Origin of the sequence: Streptomyces sp. NPDC096105, assembly GCF_044763335.1 — a bacterium.
In the GTDB taxonomy this organism is placed as follows: domain Bacteria; phylum Actinomycetota; class Actinomycetes; order Streptomycetales; family Streptomycetaceae; genus Streptomyces.
Map to the genome: position 1 here is coordinate 562190 of NZ_JBIWGC010000002.1, position 16849 is coordinate 579038.

Below are 16849 nucleotides of genomic sequence, written 5' to 3' on the forward strand. Positions count from 1 at the left end.
GCCGCCGGTAGGGTGCGCGCATGCTCCTGTGGATCAACGGCCCTTTCGGGGGCGGCAAGACACAGACCGCACACGAGATACGGCGCCGCCTGGCGGGCAGCGTCGTCTGCGACCCCGAGCAGCCCGGCTTCGGCCTCCACCGCATGCTGCCGCGTGAACTGCGCGGCGACTTCCAGGACTTGAAGGCCTGGCGGCAGGGCGTCGTGGAGGTCCTCGACCTCACCCTCACCCGGCGCGAGGGCGTGGTGATCGCGCCGATGACCGTCACCGACCCCGGCCACTTCGCCGAGACCGTGGGCCGGCTGCGCGAACTGGGTCACGACGTACGGCACTTCACGCTGCTCGCCGAGCGGGAGACGGTGCTGCGGCGGCTGCGGGAACGCGGCCTGGGGCAGCTGCGGCGGGAGAGCTGGGCGGTCGAGCGGCTCGACCACTGCCTGGAGCGGCTCGCCGGGCCGGAGTTCGCCGAGCACCTGTGGACCGACCACAGCACCGTGCCGAAGACGGCCGACCGCATCGCCGTCCTGGCCGGCCTCGGTCTGCGCCCGAACCACGAGGGCCGCCTGCGCACCCGGCTCCGCCAGGCGGGCGTGGGACTGCGCCACATCCGTCTCGGCTGAACGGCGGGGCTGCCGCGGGCTCAGCGGAGGATGCCCTCCAGGAAGTCGCTGCCGAGGCGGGCCACCACCGTCACGTCGAGCTGGTGCAGGACGTAGCGGCCACGGCGGTGGGTGGTGATCAGACCCGCCTTCTTCAGCACGCCCAGGTGCCGGGATATCTCCGGCGCGGTCATGCCGTGCACCTGCGCCAGCTCGCCGGTGGTGTACGCGCTGCGGGCCAGATGGCGGCACATGCGCATCCGCACCGGGTGGGACAGCGCGGTCATCCGGAGGGCGAGCTGCTCGACCGTCGGAGGGGCGGCCCACGCAGGGGAGCCGACCGGATAGTGCAGCACGGGCTGCCAGCCGTGCCGGTGCAGCACCATCAGGTGCGGCCGGCCGAGGCTGGTGGGGATCAGCAGCAGCCCTCCGTCACCGGTGGTGGTGCGGCCGTCGCCCAGCTTGTCGACGCTGATCCGGCCCGCCGCCTCGTCCAGCGTCACGGCGGAGGACACCGACGTCAGCGCCTCGCCCAGGCCCTTGTGGCGCAGCAGGTCCGTCTTGAGGCGGGCGTCCGCGGCGAGCTGGTGCCGCAGCCGGGACCACGCCTCGGCGAAGAATGCCTCGTCGCAGTCCTGGAGGAACTGCCGCAGCCACGCCCTGGTGAGCGGCGGATCGGTCAGCAACCGCTCGGTGAACAGCATCTGCCGCGGTCCCCGCGCGGCGGCCAGCTCGAGTGAGCGGCGGCGCAGCCCCTCGTCGGTGAGCGGTCCGCGTCCCGGCACGTCGTAGGGGAGCGCGCAGGTGAACTCCAGGGCGGCGGCCACGAACTGCTCGTCCGACAGCTTGTCCAGCAGGTCCAGCTCCTCGGCGAGCGTGCCGCCGGGCAGCGCCGTGCGGCCCGGCACCCCCGCGCAGGCCAGGAACAGGTCGGAGAACGTCGTGCGCCACAGGAAGTCCGCCTCGCACATGCGGTCCGCGAGATGCGGGTCCAGCCGCGCGGTCACCCCCGTGACCCACGCCTGGAGACCGGGGTGGTGGGCCGGCTCGGACAGCGCGTGCAGCGCCATGCCCAGCTCGGCCAGCGGGGAGATCACGACGGCGATCCGCTCCGGCCGCAGCCCGGTGATGTCGATGTGCACGCCCATGCCCACATGGTGCACCCGGCCACCGACACCCGGTCCCCGACGGACGGCCCTCGTCGATCGGGCCGCCCGGCGGGGCGGGCCGCCCGGCGGGGCGGGCCGCCCGGCGGGGCGGGCCGCCGGGCGGTGAGGGCTACGCGCCGTCGGTCAGGCGGCGGGCGAAGTCGGCCGCCGCCGTGCGGACGTCGCCCGCCGTCCACTCCAGGGCCGCGGCGCGCACGTAGACCTCGGTGGCGGTCAGGCCGGGCCCCTTCGGGCCCCAGTGGTTCGCGAACAGCATGGCGCCGGTCTCCTCACCGGCCCGGATCGCCGTCTCCGCCGCGAACTCCGCCTCGTACGGCAGCCAGACCTGGAAGTCGTGGGTGTGCGGCACCTCGGGGTGCACGCGGAACCAGGGCAGCCCCCCCGCCTCCAGTCCCTCGCGCAGGGCGGCGGCCACCACGCGCGCGTGGCGGACGTACTCCGGCAGCCGGGGCAGCTCACGGTCCAGGCCGATCAGCGCGGACAGCGCGGTGGGGAACTGCTGGAACACCGCGCCCCCGTACCGGTGCCGCCAGGTCCTGGCCTCCTCGATCAGGGAGGCGGGCCCGGCGAGGGCCGCGCCGCCGAAGGCGTCGAGGGACTTGTAGAAGGACACGTAGACGCTGTCGGCGAGGCCCGCGATCTCCTCCAGCGGCCTGCCGAAGTGCTCCGTGCACTCCCACAGCCGGGCCCCGTCGAAGTGCACGACCGCGTCGCGTTCCCGTGCGGCGTCCACCACCTCGGTCAGCTCGTCCCACGTGGGCAGCACGAACCCGGCGTCCCGGAGCGGCAGCTCGAGCATCAGCGCGCCGAAGGGCTCCTCGAAGGCGCGGACCTCCTCCGCGGTGGGCAGTCGCGGCTCGTCCGCGAACCGCACCGGACGCAACCCGCTGACCTGGCTGAACGCGTTCCGTTCGTGCACCTCCGGGTGGCTCAGCGGATGCAGCGCGACCGCCGGGTCGCCGGTGCGGCCGGCCCAGCAGCGCAGGGCCACCTGCTGCGCCATCGTGCCGGTCGGGAAGAAGGCGGCGGCCTCCGTGCCGAGCAGCCCGGCCACGCGCCGCTCCAGGGCCTCCACGACGCCGTTGCCGTAGACGTCCGCGGTCTCGTCGAGGTCGTGGACGTCGCCCGCGGCCTCCAGCAGTGCCAGGCGCTCCCGCAGCGGGGCGAGGAAGCCGAGGCGCGCCAGCACGCGCGGGGCGTTCCGCCAGGCCGCGATGCGCCGTTCACGCGGTGTGGGCGCGGCGGTCCCCTCCGTCTCGGGTTCCGTGCCGTCGTGGTCCGTCGTGGTGCCGCTCGTGCCGCCCGCCGTGTCCGTCATGCCCGCGATCATCCCGCACCGCCTCCGCGCGGTCACCCCGGTTTCGCGAGCGTGCCGGGGCGGGCGCGTCCGCGGGGACCCACGGCCTGTGGACGACCGGTGGCCGCCGGAACCGATCGCGTTAACATGACGAGAAATCGTCCGGTACCCCGAGCGGACTGGAACGGGAAGGCCGCCGTCGCGTGAACACAACCCCACAGCCCGATCCCCGGGACCGCCCCGCGCGGCTCACCGTCGGCGTCGTAGGCGCCGGACGCGTGGGCCCCGCCCTGGCCGCGTCCCTCCAGCTGGCCGGGCACCGCCCGGTGGCCGTCTCCGCCGTCTCCGACGCGTCCCGGAGGCGGGCCGGGCAGATGCTGCCGGACGTGCCGGTGGTGCCGCCCGCCGAGGTGCTCCAGCGGTCCGAGCTGGTGCTGCTGACCGTCCCCGACGACGCCCTGCCCGAGCTGGTCGCGGGACTCGCCGACACCGGCGCCGTGCGCCCCGGGCAGCTCCTCGTGCACACCTCCGGCCGCTACGGCGCGCAGGTCCTCGACCCCGCCCTGCGCGCGGGCGCGCTGCCGCTGGCCCTGCACCCGGCGATGACGTTCACCGGCACCCCCGTGGACGTGCAGCGGCTCGCCGGCTGTTCCTTCGGCGTCACCGCGCCCGAGGAGCTGCGGCTGGCCGCCGAAGCCCTGGTCATCGAGATGGGCGGCGAGCCCGAGTGGATTGCCGAGGAGAAGCGCCCGCTCTACCACGCCGCCCTCGCCCTGGGCGCCAACCACCTGGTCACCCTGGTCGCCCAGTCCCTGGAACTGCTGCGCACCGCGGGCGTCGGCGCCCCCGACCGGATGCTCGGCCCGCTGCTCGGCGCCGCCCTGGACAACGCCCTGCGCTCCGGCGACGCCGCCCTCACCGGACCGGTCGCCCGCGGCGACGCCGGCACGGTCGCCGCGCACGTCGCCGAGCTGCGCGAGCACGCCCCCGGGACCGTCGCCGGGTACCTGGCCATGGCCCGCGCCACCGCCGACCGCGCCCTCGCCCACGGACTGCTGAAGCCGGAGCTCGCCGAACCCCTCCTCGGGGTGCTCGCCGACCCGGGCGACGGGACCGGCGGCACCGGAAGCGCCCCGGGTGACACCCCATGAGCGGCACCGTCCCCGCCCCCCACGCCCACCCCACCCGTACGCCCACGCGCGCGTCCCGGAACGGAGCCGCCCGATGACCGCCACCCTGCTGCGCACCGCCGCCGACCTGCACGACCGCGCGCGTACCGGCCGCCGTGCCGTGGTGATGACCATGGGCGCGCTGCACGAGGGCCACGCCACGCTGATCCGCACCGCCCGGACGATCGCCGGGCCCGAGGGCGAGGTCGTCGTCACCGTTTTCGTCAACCCGCTGCAGTTCGGCGCGGGCGAGGACCTGGACCGCTACCCGCGCACCCTGGACGCCGACGTCGAGCTGGCCGGACGGTCCGGCGCGGACGCCGTGTTCGCCCCGTCCGTGGACGAGGTCTACCCGGGCGGCGAACCCCAGGTCCGGATCAGCGCCGGGCCCATGGGCGAGCGGCTGGAGGGCGCCGCCCGCCCCGGGCACTTCGACGGCATGCTCACCGTCGTGGCGAAGCTGCTGCACCTCACCCGGCCCGACGTCGCCCTCTACGGGCAGAAGGACGCCCAGCAGCTCGCCCTGATCCGGCGCATGGTGCGCGACCTGAACTTCGGGGTGGAGATCGTCGGCGTGCCCACCGTCCGCGAGGAGGACGGGCTCGCCCTGTCCAGCCGCAACCGCTACCTGTCGCCCGCCGAGCGGCGCACCGCGCTCGCCCTGTCGCAGGCCCTGTTCGCGGGCCGCGACCGGCACGCCGCGCAGGAGGCACTGCGCGCCCGCGCCCGCGAGGTGCCCGCCTCCCGCGCGCGTGCCGAGGCGCTCAGCGCGATCGGCGAGTCCCGCGCCGCGGCCGACGCGCACGCCGTCGCCACGACCGCCGGCGGTCCCGCCGCGGTCCGCGCCGCCGCCCGCCTGGTGCTGGACGAGGCCGCCCGCCTCGACCCGCCGCTCCAGCTCGGCTACCTGGCCCTGGTGGACCCGGCGGACTTCACCGAGATCGGCGACGACTTCACCGGCGAGGCCGTCCTCGCGGTCGCCGCGCGCGTGGGCGCCACCCGGCTGATCGACAACATCCCCCTGACGTTCGGAACGTTCGGAGACGCCTCGTGACCAGCACAGGCATAAGACTGCACGCGCCCGCCCCCGGCTGGTCCATCGACGCGGACGTGGTGGTCGTCGGCTCCGGCGTCGCCGGTCTCACCGCCGCCCTCCGGTGCGAGGCCGCCGGTCTGACGACCGTGGTCGTCACCAAGGCGCGCCTCGACGACGGCTCGACCCGCTGGGCGCAGGGCGGCATCGCCGCGGCCCTCGGCGAGGGCGACACCCCCGAGCAGCACCTGGACGACACCCTGGTCGCCGGCGCCGGACTGTGCGACGAGGAGGCGGTGCGCATCCTGGTCACCGAGGGCCCCGACGCCGTACGGCGGCTCATCGCGACCGGCGCGCAGTTCGACGAGTCCAGCGACGGGGGCCTGGAACTCACCCGCGAGGGCGGTCACCACCGCCGCCGCATCGCCCACGCGGGCGGCGACGCCACCGGCGCGGAGATCTCCCGCGCCCTGGTCGAGGCGGTCCGCGCGAGCGGGAGGGGCGAGCGCGAAGCGCTTCCGGCCGAGGGTGGTGGCGGGCGACGGGCGAGCGGGAGGGGCGAGCGCGAAGCGCTCTCGGCCGAGGGTGGTGGCGGGCGACGGGCGAGCGGGAGGGGCGAGCGCGAAGCGCTCTCGGCCGAGGGTGGTGGCGGGCGACGGGCGGGCACGCGCATCATCGAGAACGCGCTCGTGCTGGACCTGCTCACCGACGCCGAGGGCCGCACCGCCGGCGTCACCCTGCACGTCATGGGGGAGGGCCAGCACGACGGCGTCGGCGCGGTGCACGCGCCCGCCGTGGTGCTCGCCACCGGCGGCATGGGCCAGGTGTTCTCCGCGACCACCAATCCGGCCGTCTCCACCGGTGACGGGGTCGCCCTCGCGCTGCGCGCGGGCGCCGAGGTGAGCGACCTGGAGTTCGTCCAGTTCCACCCCACGGTGCTGTTCCTCGGCCCGGACGCGGAGGGCCAGCAGCCGCTGGTCTCCGAGGCGGTGCGCGGCGAGGGCGCCCACCTGGTGGACGGCGACGGCGTGCGCTTCATGCTCGGGCAGCACGAACTGGCCGAGCTGGCGCCCCGGGACATCGTCGCCAAGGGCATCATGCGCCGCATGCGGGAGCAGGACGCCGAGCACATGTACCTCGACGCCCGCCACTTCGGCGCCGAGATGTGGGAGCGCCGCTTCCCGACCATCCTGGCCGCCTGCCGCGCCCACGGCATCGACCCGGTCACCGGGCTCGTGCCCGTCGCCCCGGCCGCCCACTACGCCTCCGGCGGCGTCCGCACCGACTCCCACGGCCGCACCACCGTGCCCGGCCTGTACGCGTGCGGTGAGGTCGCCTGCACCGGCGTGCACGGCGCCAACCGGCTCGCGTCCAACTCGCTCCTCGAAGGCCTCGTCTACGCCGAGCGCATCGCCGCCGACATCGCCCGCACCGGCCTCCGCGCGCGCGTGCCGCAGCCGCTGCCCACGGCGGAGCGCCCCGCCCACCCGCTGCTCCCGCCGGAGGCCCGCCTCGCCGTCCAGCGGATCATGACCCGCGGCGCGGGCGTCCTGCGCTCCGAGGCGTCCCTGGCCGAGGCCGCCGACCGTCTGCACCGGCTGCACGCCGACGCGCGCGACGCCCTCGACGAGAACGGCAAGACCGCCGAGCCGGGCGTCGACACCTGGGAGGCCACCAACCTGCTGTGCGTCGCCCGCGTCCTGGTGGCCGCCGCCCGGCGGCGCGAGGAGACCCGCGGCTGCCACTGGCGCGAGGACCGTCCCGAGCGCGACGACACGGCGTGGCGCCGCCACATCGTCGTACGGCTGAATCCCGACCGATCGCTGGCGGTGCGCACCACCGACACCACAGACTTCCCCCCGACCCTCACCCAGGCCCAGGAGCAGTGACAGCAGTGACCACCCCCGACCTTCCCCTCGTCTCCTCCGACGGCTGCGGCGACGGCTGCGCCTGCGGCGCCGGCGAGGAGGACGCCTACCTGGAGTGCGGGCTCGACCCCGCGCTCGCCCAGCTCCTGGCCGACGCGGGGCTCGACCCCGTCGAGGTCGAGGACATCGCCAACGTCGCCCTCCAGGAGGACCTGGCGCACGGCGTGGACGTGACCACGGTCGCGACCATCCCGGAGGACGCCGTCGCCACCGCCGACTTCACCGCGCGGGAGGCGGGCACGGTGGCCGGCCTCCGGGTCGCCGAGGCGGTCATGTCGATCGTCTGCACCGAGGAGTTCGAGGTCGAGCGGCACGTGGAGGACGGCGACCGCGTGGCGGCCGGACAGGTGCTCCTGTCGGTCACCACCCGCACCCGCGACATCCTCACCGCCGAGCGCAGCGCCCTCAACCTGCTGTGCCGCCTGTCCGGCATCGCGACGGCCACGCGCGCGTGGGCGGACGCGCTGGAGGGCACCAAGGCGAAGGTGCGCGACACCCGCAAGACCACGCCGGGGCTGCGCAGTCTGGAGAAGTTCGCCGTGCGCTGCGGCGGCGGCGTCAACCACCGCATGTCCCTGTCGGACGCGGCGCTGGTCAAGGACAACCACGTGGTGGCCGCCGGCGGTGTCGCGCAGGCGTTCCAGGCCGTCCGCGAGCAGTTCCCCGACGTCCCGATCGAGGTCGAGGTCGACACCCTGCACCAGCTCCGCGAGGTCCTGGACGCGGGCGCCGACCTCATCCTGCTGGACAACTTCACCCCCGGCGAGTGCCAGGAGGCCGTGGCCCTCGTCGCCGGCCGCGCGGCGCTGGAGGCCTCCGGCCGCCTCACCCTCGCCCATGCCAAGGCGTACGCCGACACGGGCGTCGACTACCTCGCCGTGGGCGCCCTCACCCACTCCTCGCCGATTCTCGACATCGGCCTCGACCTGCGCGCTGCGGAGTAGGACCGGCCATGCTGCTGACCATCGACGTGGGCAACACGCACACCGTTCTCGGCCTGTTCGACGGCGACGAGATCGTCGAGCACTGGCGCATCTCCACGGACGCGCGCCGCACTGCGGACGAGCTGGCGGTGCTCCTGCAGGGCCTGATGGGCATGCACCCCCTGCTCGGCGACGAACTGGGCGACGGCGTCGACGGCATCGCCATCTGCGCGACCGTCCCGTCCGTGCTGCACGAACTGCGCGAGGTCACCCGCCGCTACTACGGCGACGTGCCCGCGGTGCTGGTGGAGCCGGGCGTGAAGACGGGCGTGCCGATCCAGTTCGACAACCCCAAGGAGGTCGGCGCCGACCGCATCATCAACGCGGTCGCCGCCAACGAGCTGTACGGCGGCCCGGCGATCGTCGTCGACTTCGGCACGGCGACGACCTTCGACGCGGTCTCCGCGCGCGGGGAGTACGTCGGCGGGGTCATCGCGCCCGGCATCGAGATCTCGGTGGAGGCGCTCGGCGTCAAGGCGGCCCAGCTCCGCAAGATCGAGGTGGCCCGGCCCCGCACGGTCATCGGCAAGAACACGGTCGCGGCGATGCAGTCGGGCATCGTCTACGGCTTCGCCGGCCAGGTGGACGGAGTCGTCCACCGCATGGCGCGGGAGCTGTCGGACGACCCGGACGACGTCACCGTCATCGCCACGGGCGGACTCGCGCCGATGGTGCTGGGGGAGGCCACGGTGATCGACGAACACGAGCCGTGGCTGACCCTGATCGGCCTCCGCCTGGTCTACGAACGGAACGTCTCCCGCATGTAGCGCACGCCGTTCGCGGCACGTGCCCCGGCTCGACCGCCTGGGCGCGCTCCGCGAAGTCCCGCCCGGCCGCCCCGCCCGTGCCCCGGCCGGCCGCCCCGCCCGTGCCCCGGCCGGGCGGGCCACCCGGGTGGTGGCCGCGCCACACATGCGATCTTCAGGCGGATTTGTCTGATTAGCGCGTATCGTCGCACCATGCCCACGCCCTACGGATCCCGCGGCGGCCTGGCGTTCGGTGCGGAGGAGCTGCGTGTGCTCCGCCGTGCCCTCGCCCTCGCCCTGCACCCCAGCCCGGCCACGGCCGACGACGTCCAGGACTGTCTGCGCCTCGCCGCGTCCCTCGACGAGGTGACGCGCGAGAGTGCCCGGCTGCGCGCCTTCCTCGTGGCCGACCTCGGCCGTTACCGCGCCGCCCTCCCCGGCGCCGCCGCCGGCTACCTCGCGCTCCTGGAGGAGGCGCTGGGCGCCGGATACCGGCCCCAGCTCGACGATCTGGCCGCCCTGCGCGCCCTGCGCGGCAACCCCGCCGCGGCCGCCCTGCTGCGGCACTGCGCGCGTGTCCGCCTGACCGCCCTGCCCGGGGGGCTGGCCTCCGTGGGGCAGGGGAAGAAGCCGGAGGAGCGGCCCTCGACGCCCCACCCGGCGCCGAACCCGGGCCCCACGCCCGCCCCGGGCACGCCCCGCCCGACCCGGCGGCCCGTGCCCACGCCCGGCGAGGTCTTCCCCCGGCGCAAACCCGCCACACCGCCGCCGGGCCGGCACCTGGCCGCCGGCTGACCCGTCCCGCTGGCTACTCTGGACGCATGGACTACGTCTCCGCGCTCCTGCCCCCGGCCGTCATGGCCGTCTTCTTCGTCGGAGTGATCCGCGTCATCGTGAAGACGCAGGGCGGCGCCAACAAGAACAAGGAGGACGCCGCCGTCGACGCGGCCCTCGCCCGGGCGGACGGCCAGGCCGGCAAGACCGACGCCTGACCGTCGCCCGGCACGCGCCACAGGGGCGTACGACAGGCCGTCGTACGCCCTTTTTGTCATGGTTCGCTGGTGATCGCGCACGTCCGGCACGCCATCGCCGGGTTCTCCCACTATTGTTCTGAGGTGTGCCTCGCCCCTTGGGAGAACTCGAAGACGCGGTCATGACGCGGGTCTGGAAGTGGAACCGCCCGGTGACCGTTCGGGAAGTCCTGGAAGATCTCCAGAAGGAGCGGTCCATCGCGTACACCACGGTGATGACCGTTTTGGACAATCTCCATCAGAAGGGCTGGGTGCGACGGGAGTCCGAGGGCCGCGCCTATCGATATGAGGCCGTCTCCACTCGCGCCGCCTACGCCGCCGCCCTCATGAACGAGGCGTGGTCGCAGAGCGACAACGCCGCCGCGGCTCTCGTCGCGTTCTTCGGCATGATGAGCGAGGAACAGCAGCGGGCTCTCCGGGACGCCATGCGGATCGTCCAGCTCCCGCAAACCCCCGACGACATCGCCGGCTCTCCCGACGAGAACCCCGCCTCTCGTGACGAGCCCGGCGGGCGATAGCGTCCGTCCATGTCAGCAGACAGCCCCGAAGTCACCGCAAATGCCCTCACCGTGCGGCGGGCCCGCACCGGCGATGTGCCGGCCGTACGCCGCCTCCTCGACGTCTACGTCCGCGAGGGCATCCTGCTCGACAAAGCCATGGTGACGCTTTACGAGGACATCCAGGAGTTCTGGGTGGCGGAACGGGACGACAACGCGGAGGTCGTCGGCTGTGGCGCCCTGCACGTGATGTGGGAAGACCTCGCGGAAGTCCGCACTCTCGCCGTCAAGCCGGGCCTGAAGGGCGCCGGCGTGGGACACCGCCTGCTGGAGAAGTTGCTGCGCACGGCCCGCTGGCTCGGTGTTCGACGCGTTTTCTGTCTGACCTTCGAAGTGGACTTCTTCGCCAAGCACGGCTTCGTGGAGATCGGTGAGACGCCCGTCGACCGCGATGTGTACGCGGAGTTGCTGCGCTCCTATGACGAGGGTGTCGCGGAGTTCCTCGGCCTCGAACGCGTGAAACCGAACACCTTGGGCAACAGCCGGATGCTTCTGCATCTGTGATCTGTGGTCCGCCATCTGTGTCAGGCCCCCTATGCGGGTGCCCTATGTCCGAAACGCGCACGTTTCCGGGGTGTGCGCGGGCCCCTGCCCTCTGCCGGGGGTTTGTGTTTTTACGGCAAAAGCGGTTTGCTTTCCGAGGTACTGCAGTACTGCATATAACAAGGGGCGGCGATACGGCGGACGCCGGCTCACCCCGGCCCTCAAGTTATCGATGAAAGGAAATCCGGTGGCACAGAAGGTTCAGGTCCTTCTTGTCGACGACCTCGACGGCGTCGAGGCGGACGAGACCGTGACGTTCGCGTTGGACGGCAAGACCTACGAGATCGATCTCACCACCGCCAACGCGGAGAAGCTCCGCGGCCTTCTCGAGCCTTACGTGAAGGGCGGCCGCCGTACCGGGGGCCGTGCTTCGGGCGGGCGCGGGAAGACGCGTCCCTCCTCCGGCGGCAGCCAGGACACCGCGGCCATCCGCGCCTGGGCGAAGGAGAACGGTTACGAGGTCAACGACCGCGGCCGCGTCCCCGCGTCCATCCGCGAGGCCTACGAGAAGGCCAACGGCTGACCCGTGCCCCGCGCGGCGGCGCCCGCACCGGCGCGCCGCAGGCGTACGCGGAGGATCTGCGTCGCCACGGTGTTCACCAGCCGCACGAGGTCCGGGGGGCCGTCACCGACCCCTCGCGAGCCCCTCGTGCCCATCGCCGACAGCGCCGGCAGCGAGCTCTCTGCCTCGCGACCCGGCTCGGGGGGCCGCAGCCACACGGCGGCCCCCCGCGAAATGCCCGGGCCCTCGTCGCCGGGGCGCCCGGCGGCCGGGAGCCCGCACGGCGCGTCCGGCCCGGCCCCGGCGGCCCACGGGGCGGGGGCGGCGGGGGCGTCCATGAGGCTCCCCTCGCCGAGCGCGCGCAGGCCGAGACCCAGCCCGCCCCACTCCAGCCACTCCAGCAGCCCCGGCAGCTCGTCCGCGCCGCCCGCGGCCACCAGGAGCCGCATCCGGCCCTCCTGGAGGGCGACCGGGAAGCCCCTCGCGGCCCCGCCCAGCCGCTCCAGCGCCGCACGGCCCGCCTCCGCGGGCACGTCCAGGACGTCGAAGCGCACGCCCACCACCAGCCGCGGCGGGACGCCGGGCACCGTGGGCCATCCCAGTACGTTCTCGTACCAGAGCCGCGTCCGGTCGCCGTGACGGCCCTCACTCTCCCCGCGGGCGGGCACGGCCGGCCGGCGGGGCGCCGGGAGGGCGGCGGAACGGAGACCGGCCATGACCGGGGCAACGGACGACGGCCCGTGTGGTTACGCTGGGTGCGCGAACGCGTGCGTACGGTGGTGATCAGGGGGGCGTGCGGGGGTGCAGGAGAGCGCAAGGTTGTTCGCCCGTAGCGGAGGGAACCCGTGCACTCGGCATGGACGGTCCGTAGCAGCGGGTAAGACATCCCTAGTGGGAGGGGGCGACACGCAGGGCGGGACGGCTCCCGTTCGCCACGGGCGTACTGGCGAAGGGGGTAACTGCCTGGCCTGCGGGAACATCGTCTCGCACCATCGGGTTGGAGCAGATGTCGGCGTGAGCGGGGTCAGGAGGCCATCGACGGTGTCGGCAGTTGGAATGAGCGGTCCCCGCTCGCGGGACTAAGCTGCGGAAGGACAGGGAGGGGAAGTTCCCCCCACTGCCTGACCGCTCTGAGGAGCGATTAACGATGTTCGAGAGGTTCACCGACCGCGCGCGGCGGGTTGTCGTCCTGGCTCAGGAAGAAGCCCGGATGCTCAACCACAACTACATCGGCACCGAGCACATCCTCCTGGGCCTGATCCACGAGGGTGAGGGTGTCGCCGCCAAGGCCCTTGAGAGCCTCGGGATTTCGCTCGAGGCGGTCCGCCAGCAGGTGGAGGAGATCATCGGGCAGGGCCAGCAGGCCCCGTCGGGTCACATCCCCTTCACCCCCCGTGCCAAGAAGGTCCTGGAGCTGTCGCTCCGCGAGGCCCTTCAACTGGGCCACAACTACATCGGCACGGAGCACATCCTGCTCGGCCTGATCCGTGAGGGCGAGGGCGTCGCCGCCCAGGTCCTGGTCAAGCTGGGCGCTGATCTGAACCGCGTGCGGCAGCAGGTGATCCAGCTGCTCTCCGGTTACCAGGGCAAGGAGACCGCCACCGCCGGCGGTCCTGCGGAGGGCACGCCTTCCACGTCCCTGGTCCTCGACCAGTTCGGCCGGAACCTCACCCAGGCCGCCCGCGAGTCCAAGCTCGACCCGGTCATCGGGCGCGAGAAGGAGATCGAGCGGGTCATGCAGGTGCTGTCCCGCCGTACCAAGAACAACCCGGTGCTGATCGGTGAGCCCGGCGTCGGCAAGACCGCCGTCGTCGAGGGCCTCGCCCAGGCCATCGTCAAGGGCGAGGTGCCCGAGACCCTCAAGGACAAGCACCTCTACACCCTGGACCTCGGTGCCCTGGTGGCCGGCTCCCGCTACCGCGGTGACTTCGAGGAGCGCCTGAAGAAGGTGCTCAAGGAGATCCGCACCCGCGGCGACATCATCCTGTTCATCGACGAGCTGCACACGCTGGTCGGCGCGGGCGCCGCCGAGGGCGCGATCGACGCGGCGAGCATCCTCAAGCCGATGCTGGCCCGCGGCGAGCTCCAGACCATCGGTGCGACCACGCTGGACGAGTACCGCAAGCACCTGGAGAAGGACGCGGCCCTCGAGCGCCGCTTCCAGCCCATCCAGGTCGCCGAGCCGTCCCTGCCGCACACGATCGAGATCCTCAAGGGCCTGCGCGACCGCTACGAGGCGCACCACCGCGTCTCCATCACGGACGAGGCGCTGGTCCAGGCCGCCACCCTGGCCGACCGGTACATCTCGGACCGCTTCCTGCCGGACAAGGCGATCGACCTGATCGACGAGGCCGGCTCCCGGATGCGCATCCGCCGGATGACCGCGCCGCCGGACCTGCGCGAGTTCGACGAGAAGATCGCCGGCGTCCGCCGCGACAAGGAGTCCGCGATCGACTCGCAGGACTTCGAGAAGGCCGCCTCGCTGCGCGACAAGGAGAAGCAGCTCCTGGCCGCCAAGGCGAAGCGGGAGAAGGAGTGGAAGGCCGGCGACATGGACGTCGTCGCCGAGGTCGACGGCGAGCTGATCGCCGAGGTCCTCGCGACCGCCACCGGCATCCCGGTCTTCAAGCTGACCGAGGAGGAGTCCAGCCGCCTGCTCCGCATGGAGGAGGAGCTGCACAAGCGGGTCATCGGCCAGGACGACGCCGTCAAGGCGCTGTCCAAGGCGATCCGCCGTACCCGCGCCGGTCTGAAGGACCCGAAGCGTCCGGGTGGCTCGTTCATCTTCGCCGGTCCGTCCGGTGTCGGTAAGACGGAGCTGTCCAAGGCGCTCGCGGAGTTCCTCTTCGGCGACGAGGACGCGCTGATCTCCCTCGACATGTCGGAGTTCAGCGAGAAGCACACGGTCTCGCGTCTCTTCGGTTCGCCCCCCGGTTACGTGGGCTACGAGGAGGGCGGCCAGCTGACGGAGAAGGTGCGCCGCAAGCCGTTCTCGGTCGTCCTCTTCGACGAGGTCGAGAAGGCCCACCCGGACATCTTCAACTCGCTGCTGCAGATCCTGGAGGACGGTCGCCTGACCGACTCCCAGGGCCGGGTCGTGGACTTCAAGAACACGGTCATCATCATGACGACCAACCTCGGCACCCGGGACATCTCCAAGGGCTTCAACCTGGGCTTCGCCGCCGCGGGTGACACGAAGACCAACTACGAGCGCATGAAGAACAAGGTCTCGGACGAGCTCAAGCAGCACTTCCGGCCCGAGTTCCTCAACCGCGTCGACGACGTGGTGGTCTTCCCGCAGCTGACCCAGGGCGACATCCTGCGGATCGTCGACCTGATGATCGACAAGGTGGACGAGCGCCTGAAGGACCGGGACATGGGCATCGAGCTCTCCCAGTCCGCCAAGGAGCTGCTGTCCAAGAGGGGCTACGACCCCGTGCTGGGCGCCCGGCCGCTGCGCCGGACCATCCAGCGGGAGATCGAGGACTCGCTGTCGGAGAAGATCCTCTTCGGCGAGCTGCGTCCCGGTCACATCGTGGTCGTGGACACCGAGGGCGAGGGCGAGTCCCAGACCTTCACCTTCCGCGGTGAGGAGAAGTCGGCGCTGCCCGACGTCCCGCCGATCGAGCAGGCGGCCGGTGGCGCCGGCCCGAACCTGAGCAAGGACGCGTGAGCGCCCTGCCTCACGGCCTGTGAGAGGGGCCGGCACCCGCGAGGGTGCCGGCCCCTCATCTGTGCCCGGGGCCGGTCAGGACAGCTGACCGTCGTAGTCCGGGAGCTTGAAGGTGCGCTCGGCGTGGCCGCCCGAGAGGTCGGTGGGGTTGTTGCCGATGTTGGCGATGATCGTGTAGCCCTTGCGCTCGATGGCGGCGCGCTGGGCCGTCTTGTACTCGGCGACGTTCCTGAAGAGGTCCAGGAAGCCGCGGACGTACAGGCCGGAGGACTCGTAGCCGGCGTGGTCGAGGTTCCACTCGGTGGGCGCGTGGATGATGCCGGGGCGGGCGGTGACGAAGAACAGGTCGACGCCGCGCTCCTCGGCGTAGCGGGCGACCTCCAGGACCGGCTTGTTGGCGGGCTGCGGGAAGCTGAAGCCGAAGTCGGTCTCCAGGGCGGTGTTGTCGACGTCGAGGACGATCGCCTGCTTCTCGCCGGGCCGGGCGTCGGCGATGCGCTGCTTCACGTAGGGCAGGGCCTGGTCCATGACCGCCTGGCAGTCGCGCTGCCAGGTGTCGTAGTCGACGTCCGCCGCGAGGGCGGTCGGAGCGGTGGCCGGGGCGGTGGCGGGGAGGGCGGCGGTGGCCGTCGTGGGCGGCGCGGCGGCGGGTTCGGCCTCGGCCGGTGCGGCGAGGGCCACCAGTGCGGTCGCGGAGACGGCGGTCACCGATACGCGGCGCAGCCAGGGGCGTCGGCTTCTCATGTCGTGGGGGTCCTCTCACGTCCGTGACGCTGCCAACATGTCGTGTGCATGCTCGTGTGCGAGGGTGACGCGAGGTGAACCGTAGGGTTACCGGACGGTAGGCGACCAGAGGCCTGCGCCACATTTCTGCGGCCGCGTTTTCACTCCGCCGGTGACATGGTGCACAGAGGTGGTGTCCGGTACGGCCCGGAATAGTAGAGGACGACCGAAACTACATCGGACATTCCGGCCGAAAGTGAGAGTGAACGGCTTGAAATGGGGCCTCCGCCCCGTGCGAGCCCTCTGTCAAGAGACGCGCATCTCAGTAGGAATCTACGAGTTTCGGTCGTAGATCACACCTTTGCGGCTTTTCGGGCGGAAGGGTTACCACTGAGGAGCCACCGCGCCGCGGACCCCGCGAGCCGGTGGTTCTCCTCTGTCCCCTCCCCCATGAGGTTTCGATGTTCGAGCGCGTCACGTCCCGTCTCCCCCGTACGTCCGCCACCCGTACCCGCGCGGCCGTCCTGGCCGCCGGCCTGGGCACCTCGGTCGTCCTGGGAGCCGGGGTCGCGGCCGCCGTCGACACCACGGCCGCCTCCGGCGCGGCCGGCGCCGTGCAGGCGCAGGCGGCGGCCCAGTCCAAGGCCGCGGAGGCCCAGGCGAAGGCCGTTCAGGCGCAGGCCGCCAAGGCCCAGAAGGCCGCCGAGGCGAAGAAGGCGGCCGCCGCCAAGGCCGCCCAGGCGAAGAAGGCCGCCCAGGCCGCGGCCGAGAAGAAGGCCGCCTCCTGGATCGACCCGGTCGAGAACTACAAGCTGTCCGCGAGCTTCGCGCAGAACGGCGGCATGTGGGCCTCCAAGCACTCCGGCCAGGACTACGCCGTCCCGACCGGCACCCCG

The 16849-nt window shown here is 72.9% G+C and carries 16 protein-coding genes and 1 pseudogene; 13 read left to right on the forward strand and 4 right to left on the reverse strand.

Going from position 1 to position 16849, the window contains the following annotated elements; all coding sequences use genetic code 11:
* The first annotated feature begins 20 nt into the window (after nucleotides 1-20).
* Entirely contained in the window at nucleotides 21-620 is a 600-nt protein-coding gene (locus ACIQ8B_RS05405; protein ID WP_403545428.1) for an AAA family ATPase, read from the forward strand.
* 20 nt (nucleotides 621-640) lie between these two features.
* On the opposite strand, the gene ACIQ8B_RS05410 is transcribed toward ACIQ8B_RS05405, so the two are convergent.
* Nucleotides 641-1747 carry a DUF5937 family protein gene (locus ACIQ8B_RS05410; RefSeq protein ID WP_403545430.1) on the reverse strand — a complete coding sequence of 369 codons (1107 nt, stop codon included), beginning with the start codon at nucleotides 1745-1747 and terminating at the stop codon, nucleotides 641-643.
* 130 nt (nucleotides 1748-1877) lie between these two features.
* Complete coding sequence (locus ACIQ8B_RS05415; RefSeq protein WP_403545432.1) at nucleotides 1878-3098, reverse strand: threonine aldolase family protein; 1221 nt, start codon at nucleotides 3096-3098, stop codon at nucleotides 1878-1880.
* A gap of 170 nt (nucleotides 3099-3268) precedes the next feature.
* Between ACIQ8B_RS05415 and ACIQ8B_RS05420 the strand changes: the two genes are divergently transcribed.
* From ACIQ8B_RS05420 to ACIQ8B_RS05465, 10 genes are all read left to right on the forward strand, one after another.
* A complete protein-coding gene (locus ACIQ8B_RS05420) occupies nucleotides 3269-4216 on the forward strand; it encodes a Rossmann-like and DUF2520 domain-containing protein (protein WP_403545434.1) in 948 nt (315 codons plus the stop codon).
* Between the two features lie 73 nt (nucleotides 4217-4289).
* Nucleotides 4290-5288, forward strand: coding sequence for a pantoate--beta-alanine ligase (panC, locus tag ACIQ8B_RS05425; RefSeq protein WP_290005429.1), 999 nt, complete (start codon nucleotides 4290-4292; stop codon nucleotides 5286-5288).
* Nucleotides 5285-7156, forward strand: a complete 1872-nt coding sequence (locus ACIQ8B_RS05430; protein ID WP_403545436.1) for an L-aspartate oxidase — start codon at nucleotides 5285-5287, stop codon at nucleotides 7154-7156. The genes panC and ACIQ8B_RS05430 overlap by 4 nt, the downstream gene beginning before the upstream one ends.
* A gap of 5 nt (nucleotides 7157-7161) precedes the next feature.
* Nucleotides 7162-8139, forward strand: coding sequence for a carboxylating nicotinate-nucleotide diphosphorylase (gene nadC, locus ACIQ8B_RS05435; RefSeq protein ID WP_290005432.1), 978 nt, complete (start codon nucleotides 7162-7164; stop codon nucleotides 8137-8139).
* An 8-nt stretch (nucleotides 8140-8147) separates the two neighbouring features.
* The gene (locus tag ACIQ8B_RS05440; RefSeq protein WP_106413113.1) at nucleotides 8148-8945 is read left to right on the forward strand and encodes a type III pantothenate kinase; all 798 of its coding nucleotides are present in this window, start codon (nucleotides 8148-8150) and stop codon (nucleotides 8943-8945) included.
* A gap of 192 nt (nucleotides 8946-9137) precedes the next feature.
* A complete protein-coding gene (locus ACIQ8B_RS05445; RefSeq protein WP_403545438.1) occupies nucleotides 9138-9719 on the forward strand; it encodes a hypothetical protein in 582 nt (193 codons plus the stop codon).
* Between the two features lie 26 nt (nucleotides 9720-9745).
* Complete coding sequence (locus ACIQ8B_RS05450) at nucleotides 9746-9916, forward strand: hypothetical protein (RefSeq protein WP_106413111.1); 171 nt, start codon at nucleotides 9746-9748, stop codon at nucleotides 9914-9916.
* 125 nt (nucleotides 9917-10041) lie between these two features.
* Nucleotides 10042-10473, forward strand: a complete 432-nt coding sequence (locus ACIQ8B_RS05455; RefSeq protein ID WP_106413110.1) for a BlaI/MecI/CopY family transcriptional regulator — start codon at nucleotides 10042-10044, stop codon at nucleotides 10471-10473.
* A gap of 9 nt (nucleotides 10474-10482) precedes the next feature.
* Nucleotides 10483-11016, forward strand: a complete 534-nt coding sequence (locus ACIQ8B_RS05460) for an amino-acid N-acetyltransferase (protein ID WP_106413109.1) — start codon at nucleotides 10483-10485, stop codon at nucleotides 11014-11016.
* A 226-nt stretch (nucleotides 11017-11242) separates the two neighbouring features.
* Complete coding sequence (locus tag ACIQ8B_RS05465) at nucleotides 11243-11578, forward strand: Lsr2 family protein (RefSeq protein WP_403545441.1); 336 nt, start codon at nucleotides 11243-11245, stop codon at nucleotides 11576-11578.
* Here the strand turns inward: ACIQ8B_RS05465 and ACIQ8B_RS05470 are convergent.
* Nucleotides 11557-12273 (reverse strand): SCO3374 family protein, encoded by a 717-nt coding sequence (locus tag ACIQ8B_RS05470; protein WP_403545443.1) that lies wholly within the window; start codon nucleotides 12271-12273, stop codon nucleotides 11557-11559. The genes ACIQ8B_RS05465 and ACIQ8B_RS05470 overlap by 22 nt on opposite strands.
* Nucleotides 12274-12704: 431 nt before the next feature.
* Here ACIQ8B_RS05470 and ACIQ8B_RS05475 point away from each other — a divergent pair, with 431 nt between their 5' ends.
* Complete coding sequence (locus tag ACIQ8B_RS05475; protein ID WP_106413106.1) at nucleotides 12705-15230, forward strand: ATP-dependent Clp protease ATP-binding subunit; 2526 nt, start codon at nucleotides 12705-12707, stop codon at nucleotides 15228-15230.
* A gap of 75 nt (nucleotides 15231-15305) precedes the next feature.
* Here ACIQ8B_RS05475 and ACIQ8B_RS05480 read toward each other — a convergent pair whose 3' ends face one another.
* Entirely contained in the window at nucleotides 15306-15974 is a 669-nt protein-coding gene (locus tag ACIQ8B_RS05480; protein WP_290005445.1) for an HAD family acid phosphatase, read from the reverse strand.
* Between the two features lie 440 nt (nucleotides 15975-16414).
* On the opposite strand from ACIQ8B_RS05480, the pseudogene ACIQ8B_RS05485 reads away from it, so the two are divergent.
* Nucleotides 16415-16849, forward strand: a pseudogene (locus ACIQ8B_RS05485) (M23 family peptidase); the annotation flags it as partial.

Bases quoted from the DNA above. Each gene is read 5' to 3' on its own strand.
- ACIQ8B_RS05405 (WP_403545428.1), top strand. From the start codon at position 21: ATGCTCCTGTGGATCAACGGCCCTTTCGGGGGCGGCAAGACACAGACC.
- ACIQ8B_RS05410 (WP_403545430.1), bottom strand. From the start codon at position 1,747: ATGGGCGTGCACATCGACATCACCGGGCTGCGGCCGGAGCGGATCGCC.
- ACIQ8B_RS05415 (WP_403545432.1), bottom strand. From the start codon at position 3,098: ATGATCGCGGGCATGACGGACACGGCGGGCGGCACGAGCGGCACCACG.
- panC (WP_290005429.1), top strand. From the start codon at position 4,290: ATGACCGCCACCCTGCTGCGCACCGCCGCCGACCTGCACGACCGCGCG.
- ACIQ8B_RS05440 (WP_106413113.1), top strand. From the start codon at position 8,148: ATGCTGCTGACCATCGACGTGGGCAACACGCACACCGTTCTCGGCCTG.
- ACIQ8B_RS05445 (WP_403545438.1), top strand. From the start codon at position 9,138: ATGCCCACGCCCTACGGATCCCGCGGCGGCCTGGCGTTCGGTGCGGAG.
- ACIQ8B_RS05450 (WP_106413111.1), top strand. From the start codon at position 9,746: ATGGACTACGTCTCCGCGCTCCTGCCCCCGGCCGTCATGGCCGTCTTC.
- ACIQ8B_RS05460 (WP_106413109.1), top strand. From the start codon at position 10,483: ATGTCAGCAGACAGCCCCGAAGTCACCGCAAATGCCCTCACCGTGCGG.
- ACIQ8B_RS05470 (WP_403545443.1), bottom strand. From the start codon at position 12,273: ATGGCCGGTCTCCGTTCCGCCGCCCTCCCGGCGCCCCGCCGGCCGGCC.
- ACIQ8B_RS05475 (WP_106413106.1), top strand. From the start codon at position 12,705: ATGTTCGAGAGGTTCACCGACCGCGCGCGGCGGGTTGTCGTCCTGGCT.
- ACIQ8B_RS05480 (WP_290005445.1), bottom strand. From the start codon at position 15,974: ATGAGAAGCCGACGCCCCTGGCTGCGCCGCGTATCGGTGACCGCCGTC.